Source organism: Verrucomicrobiota bacterium, assembly GCA_016871535.1.
Taxonomy (GTDB): Bacteria; Verrucomicrobiota; Verrucomicrobiia; order Limisphaerales; family SIBE01; genus VHCZ01.
In genome coordinates this window covers 1-11,959 of record VHCZ01000191.1, presented here as the reverse complement: position 1 = coordinate 11,959, position 11,959 = coordinate 1, and the positions used below count along the sequence as shown (strand labels likewise).

The window sequence follows — 11,959 nt, the reverse complement described above, 5'->3', positions numbered from 1 at the left end:
CGGCGCAACCCGAAGGGCGGCAGTTCTTTTTCGCCAGACTTCGTTGCTTGCTCCTTACAGATCCACTTCGGGATATGCTCGTCGCTCGCGCCTCGTCTGGCCGAAAAATCCCTTGCCGCGAACGTGAGCGTATTTATGAAATGGACCACTAAGCTAAGAGCGGGTTTTGAGAATGGGTGGAACGGGCTACCAGCCCGTTCTCGGCGGCAACTTGCCGCCGATTGCAACTCGGCGATACGGCCCGGCGCGGGCGAGACCGGAACCAAAGCTTTTGGACTGCGGCGGGAAGCGAAGCGCCACGCCGCTTTGGCACCCATCGAAAAGCGCTGTCGCCGCTGCGCTCTGCCGCCGCAGTCCAAAAACCGTCGCGGGCCGTGATTATTCCGACCAATCCGGGTAGTCTGTAAGTCCGAGCTACGCAAAAACCGCCGTGCAGAAACCTCAACCGCGATTTGAACCGTCATGAAACCAGTATGAAAACCCCAGTAACCCCACCTTCCCCGTGTGACTGTACCTGCCGAGGACTGCGAAAAATCGCCTCTTCAGCGCCGGAGCATTCTTGGCATCCTATGAGCAGAACAGCGCTCACTTCCCTCTCACCCCGGCCCTCTCCTTCAGGGAGAGGGAGGCTTGCATGCCGGCCTGAGTGCTGTTCGACGCGCTTGTTTTGGGCGAGCGACGGAAAACCGTTCTCCCTCTCCCCTGGGGAGAGGGCCGGGGTGAGGGGGAAGGGGTCTCGAAACCGACGAGTGGCTGCGCTGCTCCGAGGCCACTTTGGTGCAGGGACCTTTCGGGCAATCCTGATCGGATTGGCACTCGTGACCCTGCTCACTACGAACTCTTTCCCCGCTCTGGCGCAAGAACAGCCGCTCACGGCGAGGGACCAACAACGCCTCGAACAGATCGAGAAGCAAATCCAGGAATTGATCCGCGCCGTCAAAGAGTTGCAGGGCGGGGCGCCGGCGGCCAACGCATCAGCCAGAGTTGACGCTCCCGAACCGAAAGCCATCACGCTTGGCACGAACTGGCTCCGGGCCTTGACCTGGCGCTCCATCGGCCCTGCGAACATGGGCGGACGCTCCGTGGACCTGGCAGTCGTCGAGTCCGATCCTTGCACGTATTGGGTGGCCACGGCTTCCGGCGGGTTGCTCAAGACCACCAACAACGGCATCACGTTTGTTCACCAGTTCGACCGCGAAACCACGGTGTCGATTGGCGCCGTTTGCGTCGCGCCTTCGGACCCGAACATCGTCTGGGTCGGCACGGGCGAGAACAATCCGCGCAACTCCGTCTCTTACGGCGACGGCGTCTATAAATCCACCGACGGCGGCAAGACCTGGAAAAACATGGGGCTGAAGAAATCTTTTCAGATCGGACGCGTCCTGATCCATCCGAAAGACCCCAACGTCGTTTATGTCGGGGCGCTGGGACGTCTCTACGGATCAAACGAAGAACGCGGCGTGTTTAAAACCACCAACGGCGGCGAGTCTTGGGAAAAGGTTCTTTACGTCGATGACAAGACGGGCGTCATCGACATGCGCATGCACCCGACCGATCCGGACACATTGATCGCCGCGACCTGGGAGCGCCTGCGCGACGGCTATGACTCGCATCCGGGCGACCCAATGCCGGATGGCTACGACACGTACGATCCGATCAAGAAATGGGGGCCGGGCTCGGGTTTGTACAAAACCACCGACGGCGGCAAAAGCTGGCGCAAACTCACCAGCGGACTCCCGACGTGCAACATGGGGCGCATCGGCCTCGATTGGTATCGCAAGGATCCGAACATTGTTTTCGCGATCATTGACACCGAGAAGATCGGCATGGGCACGCCGCCGCGAACGGGCATCGCCGTTTACGCCGGGATCTTTGGCGAGGACGCCGAAAGCGGCGTTCGCCTGGCGCGAGTCGTGGAAAATGGCCCCGGCGCCAAAGCGGGCCTGCAACCCGACGACCTCATTCAAACCATCGAAGGCAAAGCCATCACTCAGGCCGAGCAATTCAACGAGGAAATCCGCAATCACAAAGTCGGCGACAAACTCAAACTCAAGGTGCTCCGTGGCGACAAAACTCTGGAGATCGTCCTCACGCTGGAGCGCCGCCCCGTGACTCCGGGAGGGGCGGGCGGTGTGTATCTCGGTCTGGCTGGCGAAGACGCAGAGAACGGGACCAAAGTCACCAGTGTTGTGCCGAATGGACCATCCGATCGCGCAGGACTTCGATCTGATGATGTGATCCTGGCCATCGCGGACAAAGCCCTTCAAAGCTACAGCGAATTGCTCGACGACATCCGCGCCCGCAACGCCGGCGACAAAGTGAAGATCAAAATTCTCCGCGACGATCAGCCTCAGGAAATCGAGGTCACTCTGGCCGAGCGTCCGGCGGGCGGTCCGGGCGGCGGACGCGGCCAGCGCGGCGGGCGTGGAGGAGCGCCGGCGAGCGGAGCGTATCTCGGTGTCACGGGAGAAGACGCGGCGAACGGCGTCCGGCTCACTTCGATTGTGGCCGAAGGTCCTGCCGCCAAAGCCGGGCTCAAGTCGGACGACCTCGTGCAATCGGTCAACGAAAAGGCCATCGACAAATACGGGCAACTCGTCGCGGAAATCCGCGCGCACCGAGCGGGCGACAAACTGAAGCTCCAGGTGCTTCGCGACCAGGAGCGCCATCAGATTGAAGTGCCATTGGCCGAGCGCTCCCAAACCGGCGGTCCCAGCCAGACGCGGCCTTCCGGCGCGTCGTTGGGCGGCCAAATGGAAAACGTGCAGGACGAGCAAGGGCCGAACAGCTTCGATTACGGCGGCGTTTACAAATCCACCAACGGCGGCGAGACCTGGACGCGCATCAACAGCGTCAACCCGCGTCCGATGTACTTCAGCAAAATCCGCGTCGATCCCGGTGATGATAGCTACCTCTACGTTTTGGGCGTGCAGCTTTACCGCTCGACGAACGGCGGGAAGATTTTCCGGCCGGACGGCGGGCGCGGCATCCACGCGGATCAGCACACGCTCTGGATCAATCCGCGGGATGGCCGCCACATGATCGTCGGCACCGACGGCGGCTTTTACGCGACCTACGATCGCGCGGCCAACTGGGATCACCTCAATCACATGGCGCTCGGCCAGTTTTACCACGTCGCCATTTGCCCGAAGCAGCCGTATCACCTCGCGGGCGGTTTGCAGGACAATGGTTCCTGGTGCGGCCCCAGCGCGGGACTCGATGGCGCCGGGCCCATCAACGAAGATTGGATGTCCATCGGCGGCGGGGACGGCTTCGTCTGCCGCGTCGATCCGAACGATCCGGATTTGATTTATGCGGAAAGCCAGAACGGCGCGATCTTCCGGCGCAACGTCCGCACGGGCGAACGCGTGTCGATCCGCCCGCAACGCCCCGACGGCGCGCCCGCGTATCGATTCAACTGGAACACGCCGTTCATTCTTTCCAGCCATAACTCGCGCATTTTCTATTCGGCAGGAAACTACGTTTTCCGCTCGCTCGATCGCGGCAACAATCTTCAAATCATCTCGCCGGAGATTACGCTCACGAAATGGGGCAGCGCGACGGCCCTCGCGGAATCGCCGCGAAATCCGAACGTGCTTTACGCGGGCACGGACGACGGCGCGCTCTGGATCACGCGCGACAGCGGCAAAACGTGGACGAATATCGTGCGGAATATTGGATTGGAAAGTTTGAAGCCCCTCACCGCAAACGGCCCCCTCTCCCGTCCTGCGGACAGCCTCTCCCCCTCCGAGGGGGACAGGGACAGAGAGAGGGGGACCGTGGCGAAGGTGGCCGGCTCGTCCCCCCGAAGCGCAGCGGAGGTGGAAGGACCGGCGAGGGGACCTCGCTGGGTCGCCAGCATCGAACCGTCCCGCTTTGTCGAAGGCCGCGCTTACGTCGTCTTCGACGGCCATCGCTCGGACGACGATGAACCTTACGTGTACGTCACCGAAGATTTCGGCAAGACCTGGAAATCGCTTCGGTCCAATTTGCCCTGGGGTTCGACACGCGTGTTGCGCGAGGATCTCGAGAATCCGAACCTGCTGTTCCTCGGCACGGAGTTCGGCGCCTGGTTTTCGCTGGATCGGGGAGTTTATTGGAACAGGCTCGGCGCGAATTTACCCACCGTTGCAGTGCATGAGTTCGCCCTCCACCCGGAGAACGGCGAGATCGTCGCCGCCACGCATGGCCGCAGCCTGTGGGTGCTGGACGTGTCGTCTCTCCGTCAGATCAAGGCGGAGTATCTGGCGGACCAGCCCGCGCTTTATCAGCCCGGCCCGGCCGTCCGCTGGCGCAGCGAACCGGCGCGCGGCCGAACGAACCGCCGTTTCGTCGGCCAGAACCCGGCGAGTGGCGCGCAGATTTATTATTCGCTTCCCAAGAAGGCCGATCGCATCTCGCTCAAGATCGTCGATATCAACGGGGCGACGCTGCGCGAGCTTGCGCCCCGGAAAGAGCCCGGGTTGCATCGCCTGGTCTGGGATCTTCGAGGCGCCGCGCCGCGCTCAACCAACAGCCTCGCGCGCGGAGCGGCTTCGGCTGTGGCGCCAGGGATCGGACCTCGATCCGGTCGCGGTGGAGCCGGGGCCAGCGAAGGCGGCGCAATCGGTCGTGGCGGCGGCAGCGGCGGGGGGGGTCGAGGCGGCGCGGCGCCTTCCGTAGGGCCAGGGACATATCGCGTCGTGCTCGCGGTGGACGGCACGGAAATCGCGCGAACCCTTCGGGTTGAATCCGATCCAATCGTTCCCGACACCGTGATGACCACGGAAGAGATCGAAGCGCTTGAGGCGGAGGAAAAATCTCAGCGGAATCAGGAAAGAGAACATCGACTTTACCGCGGCGATTGGAACCCCGATGCCAGCGACTGAGAGACCGTCAATTGGTTTGGCTGACTGACAATGGATTTGCGAGGTTAGATTTTAGCGTGACGATTTGATGAGCGGCGAACTTCGTCATAACCGAAACGTCGAGCCATAGAGGTTGTCTCAGCCTGACGGGTGGTCCGAATGCCGACAAATTGTCGGCCATGAAGACATTCACGGTTCGAGAGCTGGACCGGGTTCCCAACGCAGTCTTGGACGCCTCCGATCGTGACGGCGCCGCCAAAGTCCGTCGCCGGGATGGCCGCACATACACGATCCGCCCGGATGCAGGGCCAGACCGAATCACGGCGCTGCCGTCGCCATCGCGACTTTTTTCGAGCGCGTGATGGGAATGATCGAAATACCGCTTCTGCCTGCCCTCGTCGCAAGCTTTCTCAGCCTCTACTGGTTGACTGTTGAAATGCGGATCATCGGGCTGCTTTACTACACCAACAAAGAAAAGCTGGGTTGGTTCAGTCAGCGCCTGCACCGAACAGAGAACTCGGTCGGAGCATTTTCAAACAGCCCCGATTCTCTGCCATGACAAACCGCCGATCACGCTGATTGCGCGGATAGAAGATCCCATCTTGACTGATCCGCGCCCATCCGCGCTATCCGCGGTCCGAATGGCTTCACGTCCGTTTACTGATCAGACCGTGGGATAGAATACACTTTGCCAGGAGGGATTTTGGCCAGCCGCAAGGAGCGCGCGAGGCGGTGTATCCCTGCGATCCACAACGAGCGGGCGACGAAGCGGCGGGCCAAAAGACCCCTCGCCCTGCGGGTTGCGCCGCATTTGGGCTCTGGCTTCGTTGCTCCTCAGTCGAAGATCCACCAGGGATATTCTCCTTCGTCGCGCCTGAGCCCAAATGCGACGCAACAAAGTGTATTCTATCCCACGGTCTGATCAGTAAGGCGCCGCGATCTCGTCCAGGTTTTTCAACCGGTAGAGCCGGTGCGCCTGGCTACGCGCGGACACGTCCAGAAAATTCCGCGTCGTGGCCGAACTGACGAAATTGTGGATCACACTCCACGTGAGCAGATCGACTGAAGCCTCGATCGCATAGTTGTGACCTGTGATCACGTCGAAGCTGAGTTCGGTCGCGCCGTCTTGGGCGCGAGTAACGGTCAGAAGTCGAGTCGGCAGCAGGGGAAGTTGCCGGACTGAGTAACCCTTCCTCCGGAGCAAATTGACAATGCCATCATCTCCGACGAAGTGACCGGCGCCAACGATGGCGAGCGTCACCTGATCTTCCTTCAACCAGGCTTCGATCAGGGGCAGCCAAAGATTATTGCGGTCGGTGAAAATGCGGGCGTGCGCCTCCGGGCTTGCGCGGCGATCTCGGTCAACGATCCGGGCAAATCCGGCCAGGTCGCCTGAGGTCCAGGTCGCGACGAGTTCGCCCAGGCTTTGCGCAAAACCGCCGCGGTCCGCGAGCAACTCGCGGAGTTCTTTCTCCTGTTGGGAAGCCGGCGCGTCGGCCAGGAGGTCGATTTGGAACGCGAGGGTCTCCAGCGCGAGGATGGGTTTGCGATCGGCCTTCGCGCGGTCGTAGTAATGCCGGTCCACGCCGAGGAGGTCGTTGTAACCGAGCCGTTTGATTTCCTGGTTGCTGATCAGCGCCAGCGCGTACCAGGGCCGGTAACTGTCGCTGAAATTCGCCCCCGTCTGAAGCTGGTAATTCTTGAGCAACTGATACGTCTCGGGCGAGATATGCTGCTGAATCGATTCGCCGTTCGGATAAACTGACCGCGAGGAAACGTAGCTCAAGCCCAGCGGCGAATTGAGTTCCTCATACTTGATTTCGAACACAACGCGACTCGCGTCGCAGAACGCCAGGTCGAGCGCCGCCGGCAGCGGATAATCGGACGGCCGCAAAGCGTGGATGGAACCCAACAAATAGACGGTCGCGTTTCGGTTCGTGACGACCCAGAGGAAATCCTGGCGCCGGGGAGATTGCGCCTGGGCTTCCAGGGCGACGATCAAAAGAAGGAGGGCGGCGCGGGCGGCGAATCTCAAGATCCTGTTCAAGGGAAGCTCCTGTTCCTCACGGACCTGCTCGCGGGCCATGAATCGAAAACCGTGCGGACCGCAGCCTTCAGGCTGCTTCCGCGCACTCTCCGCCGGCGAGCGTAGCGTTGAAGCGGCCTAAGAGCGTGTCCGAAAATTCCGCGGGGTCCTGTTTTCGCGCCAAAGGCCGGATGGCGAGGCGCAACGAAGGAGAATATCCTCCCTGGATCTTCGACTGAGGAGCAACGAAGCCAGGCGGCCTTTGGCGCGAAAACCCTCCGGGCGGCGGGTCTTTTGTCCGTGGCCTGCGTTGGCTCGGTCCTTACAGCCCGCGTTGGGGATGCTCGGACCTCGCCGCCTTGGCCACAGCCAAAATCCCTCGCCGCAGGACCCCGCGCAATTTTCGGACACGCTCTAAGGGTCTGTGCAAAAATAAATTCCGGTTTTGCTGGAGGCGATTTCGCTTTCTGGCGAGGCACGACGAAGGAGCATAGCCAGGGCTCTGCGACTGAGGAGAAACGAAGCCAGAAAGCGAAATCGCCCCAGCCCTCCGGGGCGGGGCGGCGCCTGGCCGGCTGCGGCGTTGCTCGTCGGTCACAGCCCCAAAACGGGGATGCTCCCTCCTCGCGCCTTGCATCCGGCCAGGCGGCGCTCCCGCCAAAACCGGAAGTTATTTTTGCACAGACCCTTAGTGAAGGTGGGGCGAGCGTGCTCGCGGCCTGCTCCTTTCACGCAACTCGGCCGGCTAGAATCTCAACGGGATTCCGACGCAAAGCCCAGGGTTGCGAGGAACGAGCTACCCTGGGGAATGCCGAGAACACGGGATCAACCCCAACGGGGTTACGGCTTCGGCCCACGGAAGAGACGAAACGCTCGGCGGGAGCCTCGCTCCAGCGTCGTTTGTTTGAGGGTTGCCTGCTCGCATTGATTTCGTTTGGCCTGCTTCAAGCCGCAACCACACAGGCCGCGACTCGGCGCGCGACTTCGCCGAATTTTGTCATCCTGTTTGCCGATGACCTCGGTTACGGCGACCTCGGTTGCTACGGCCACCCGACGATCCGCACGCCCAATCTGGATCGCATGGCGGCGGAAGGGATGCGCTTCACGGACTTCTATTCGGCGGCGCCCGTTTGCACGCCGAGCCGGGCGGCCCTGCTCACGGGACGGCTGGCGGTTCGGAGCGGCCTGTGCAGCGATACTCGCCGAGTCCTGTTTCCGAATTCAGCCGGCGGTTTGCCCGCGGAAGAAATCACGCTCGCCGAAGCGCTGAAAACCAAAGGCTACGCGACCGCTTGCATCGGCAAATGGCACCTGGGTCATCGCCCTCAATATTTGCCGACGCAAAACGGATTCGACTCCTACTTTGGCCTGCCTTACTCGAACGACATGGATCGCGTGGCCGACTCGAAACTGGGCCAAGCCGTTTTCCTGGATCCGAAAATCGATTACTGGCAAGTCCCGCTGATGCGCGATGAATCCATCCTCGAACGGCCCGCGAACCAGGCGACCTTGACGCGCCGTTATACCGAGGAAGCCATTCAGTTCATCCGGCGAAACAAAACGCGGCCGTTCTTTCTTTATCTGCCCTACACGATGCCTCACGTGCCGCTCTTCGCCTCGGAAAAGTTCTTGGGCAAAAGCCGGCGCGGATTGTTCGGCGATGGGGTGGAAGAAATCGATTGGTCGGTCGGCCAAATCCTGGACACGCTCCGGCGGGAGAAGCTCGCGGACATCACCCTGGTTTTCTTCACCAGCGACAACGGCCCCTGGCTGACGTTCAATGAGCACGGCGGTTCCGCCGGTTTGTTGCGCGACGGCAAAGGCAGCACCTGGGAAGGCGGCATGCGGGAGCCGGGCATCGCGTGGTGGCCGGGCAAAATCAAACCCGGCGCCGTCTCTCATGAACTGGCTTCCACGTTGGACCTCTTTCCAACTTTTCTCGCTCTAGCCAAAGCGCCGATTCCGAGCGACCGAGTGATTGACGGCGTGGACCTGTCGCCGATCTTGTTCGGCACTGGAAAGAGCAAACGCGAAGTCTTCTTTTACTACCGCGACACCGAGCTCTTCGCGATTCGCAAAGGACCTTTCAAGGCGCATTACCTGACGCAGACAGGTTACGGCGTCCCGAAGCCGGAGAAGCATGACCCGCCGCTGCTTTTTCACCTGGGCCATGATCCATCCGAGAAACACAACGTCGCCAAGAACCATCCGGACGTGCTGGCGGATCTGGCGCGGGAATGGGAGCGGCATCGCCTGAATCTCGTGCCGGGCAAACCGCAGTTGGATGCGCGCCTTGAAGCCAATTAACCGAATCACAAACACCCTCTGAGACAGGAGAACCTTAACGTGGAAAAATTTATCTTCGGCAAAACGGCGGATGAACGGACCGTCGAGATTTTCACTTTCGTGAACCAGAACGGGCTGAAAGCGAAAGTGACCTCCTACGGCGCGTTGCTGACGGAACTTCACGTGCCGGATCGCGACGGCAAACTGGGCGACGTCGTCCTCGGTTTCGAGGATTTGGAAAGCTACGTGAAAGGGCACCCTCATTTCGGGTGCACGACCGGGCGGTTCGCCAATCGCATCGCCAGGGGCAAATTCGCTTTGAACGGAAAGGCGTATCAACTCGCGTGCAACAACGGTCCGAACCACCTCCACGGCGGCCCCAAAGGCATCGACAAAAAGGTCTGGAGCGCCGTGCCCGTCAAGAGCGCGAAAGGCGAAGCGATCAAGTTCAGTTACCTCAGCCCGGACGGCGAGGAAGGCTATCCGGGGAATCTCCAAATCGAAGTCACCTACACGTTGACGCACGACAACGAGCTGCAGATCGACTACTCCGCCGCGTGCGACCAACCCACGCCGATCAATCTGACCAACCATTCCTATTTCAATCTCGCCGGCGCCGGCCATGGCGACATCCTGGCGCACGAATTGCGGCTTAACGCCGACTTCTACACGCCCGTGGACGAGACGAGCATTCCGACCGGAGAAATTCTTCGCGTGGCCGGCACGGTGATGGATTTCACGAAGCCCACGCTTATCGGCTCTCGTTTCGCGCAATTGACGAACAAGCCGGTTGGCTACGACCACAACTATGTGCTCAACAAAGCGCATCCCGGCGAACTCACCCTCGCCGCCGAAGCCCGCGACCCGAAGAGTGGCCGCGTGATGCAAGTCCTGACGACGGAACCGGGCGTTCAGCTCTACACGGCGAATTACCTCGACGGCCGGTTTACGGGCAAAGGCGGGAAGGTTTATCGCCAGCACGCCGCGTTCTGTCTCGAATGCCAGCACTTCCCGGATTCAGTCAACCGACCTTATTTCCCACCCGTGATTCTGAATCCCGGCCAGAGATACACCCAGACGACGGTGCACCGATTCAGTGTGAAATGACCGGATAAGGAGTTCGTGACTCTAACTGGAATCCGTGCCTGAGATCAGGGTGCGTTGGCCGTTCTGTGCCCGTCATTCCTTGCCTCGCAGTCTTGCCGCGACCAGGGCCGCGCTGAACCGAATCATTTCATCGGGATCGTCTTGAGCCCTTTCAATGCTCGGTAGCGCGACCACCGCCGCCGGCCCGATCTCTTCCAGAGCGCGCAACGCGAGATACCGAATCATCTTATTGGTATCGGATAAGGATCTGGCAAGCGTCGCCACAGCGGTGCCTCCATCTGGGCCCATATCTTTCAGAGTTTCGATGGCCTCGCGGCGGATAGAGACATGCGCATCCTCGACTGCTCGAACTAATGCTTCAACTGCCTTCGGGCCGCGCAGGTTCAACTGCGTCACCAAACTGATCGCTTCTGCGTGCGATGTGCTGGGTATGAGAAGCGCCAGCAATTGTTGGTTCACTACGCGATCCTTCTGGTTCAGTTTCCACAGCGCACGAGATGCATTCAATCGAACCGTGACATCCGGATCTTGCCTGGCCTGTATGAGCGCAGGAACTGCCGGCGTGGCTGCTGTCCCTTGTTCGCCAAGGGCTGCCGCCGCCGCTTGGCGAATCTCCGCGGCGGGCAAAGAAGGGAAAGGCAGCAACTCGGATACTCTCACTGGGAGCGACGCATAAAATCGCCGGTAGTTGGTCGAGACAACAGAATCTTGCCGCTTCAGAGCTGCGATCAGATAGGGCACGGCTTTGCTGCCAATTTGCCGCAATGCTTCAGCCGGGGCCAATGAAGGAGTGTTGTTAGTCCGGTAAGCGAGGAGGAAGAGATTTGTGCCTCCGCTTTTGACTGCAACGAGTCGAGTACCAGAATTGGTTCGTCCGGACAGTACGACCGCGGTCCACGCCGCGAAGGGCGACCCGCCGCGAACACCACGCGCTGGATAGTGAATGACTTCGACCAGCCCGGTAGCAGTGTTCAGTGTTGTGATTTGAGCAGATTTGCCACTATTGATGTAAGCCAACTCCCTTAGTGGTCCATTTCATAAATACGCTCACGTTCGCGGCAAGGGATTTTTCGGCCAGACGAGGCGCGAGCGACGAGCATACCCATCAACGGTCTGTAAGGAGCAAGCAACGAAGTCTGGAGAAAAAGAACTGCCGCCCTTCGGGTTGCGCCGAATTTTGCCTGGGGCTGCGTTGCTCCTCGGTCACAGCCCCACTGGCGGGGGATGCTCGCTCGTCGCGCCTTGCCCCAGGCCAAATTGGGCGCAACGAACGTGAGCGTATTTACGAAACGGACCACTTAGCCACTGGCTTACTCGTTTTCCCTGGCATCGCGGCTCCAAGTTCGATTGGATCGCGAGGACGAGGGTTGTTAGGGTCACGACAATTGGAATTGCGGCCGCGAGCGCAAAGGCCCATTTCCAAAGCTTTGAATCGAAGCTCAGGAACCGAGGCATGGAATCATTCTTCGCCACACCTCCTGAGTTGTCAAACGCCCGCAAGCGTGGGGCGAGGCCGAGCCAATACCATCGAAGAAGGCTCGGCTATACTGATCAGACCGTGGGATGGACGACAGATCGACCGGAGAACCGTAGCGCAGATTTTCAATCTGCGGTATCGCCGATTTCCAATCGGCAGGGCGCCGGCAAGTCCCAGCGTGCTCGGACTGGGAGACGCCCCGCAGAATACAATTCT

At 60.5% G+C, this 11,959-nt stretch carries 6 protein-coding genes; 4 read left to right on the top strand and 2 right to left on the bottom strand.

From position 1 onward, the window contains the following. Window positions 1-473 precede the first annotated feature (473 nt). Together FJ398_20185 and FJ398_20180 are read left to right on the top strand one after the other, a co-directional pair. Window positions 474-4,868, top strand: coding sequence for a PDZ domain-containing protein (locus FJ398_20185; GenBank protein MBM3840238.1), 4,395 nt, complete (start codon window positions 474-476; stop codon window positions 4,866-4,868). 337 nt (window positions 4,869-5,205) lie between these two features. Beyond that, complete coding sequence (locus tag FJ398_20180; GenBank protein MBM3840237.1) at window positions 5,206-5,406, top strand: hypothetical protein; 201 nt, start codon at window positions 5,206-5,208, stop codon at window positions 5,404-5,406. Between the two features lie 363 nt (window positions 5,407-5,769). On the opposite strand, the gene FJ398_20175 is transcribed toward FJ398_20180, so the two are convergent. Then, window positions 5,770-6,933 (bottom strand): TraB/GumN family protein, encoded by a 1,164-nt coding sequence (locus FJ398_20175; GenBank protein MBM3840236.1) that lies wholly within the window; start codon window positions 6,931-6,933, stop codon window positions 5,770-5,772. Between the two features lie 855 nt (window positions 6,934-7,788). Here FJ398_20175 and FJ398_20170 point away from each other — a divergent pair. Together FJ398_20170 and FJ398_20165 are read left to right on the top strand one after the other, a co-directional pair. Next, window positions 7,789-9,180 carry a sulfatase gene (locus FJ398_20170; GenBank protein ID MBM3840235.1) on the top strand — a complete coding sequence of 464 codons (1,392 nt, stop codon included), beginning with the start codon at window positions 7,789-7,791 and terminating at the stop codon, window positions 9,178-9,180. 39 nt (window positions 9,181-9,219) lie between these two features. Further along, window positions 9,220-10,266: a galactose mutarotase gene (locus FJ398_20165; protein ID MBM3840234.1), complete on the top strand. Its 1,047-nt coding sequence runs from the start codon at window positions 9,220-9,222 to the stop codon at window positions 10,264-10,266. A gap of 72 nt (window positions 10,267-10,338) precedes the next feature. On the opposite strand, the gene FJ398_20160 is transcribed toward FJ398_20165, so the two are convergent. Further along, window positions 10,339-11,283: a hypothetical protein gene (locus FJ398_20160; protein MBM3840233.1), complete on the bottom strand. Its 945-nt coding sequence runs from the start codon at window positions 11,281-11,283 to the stop codon at window positions 10,339-10,341. Between the last annotated feature and the right edge of the window lie 676 nt (window positions 11,284-11,959).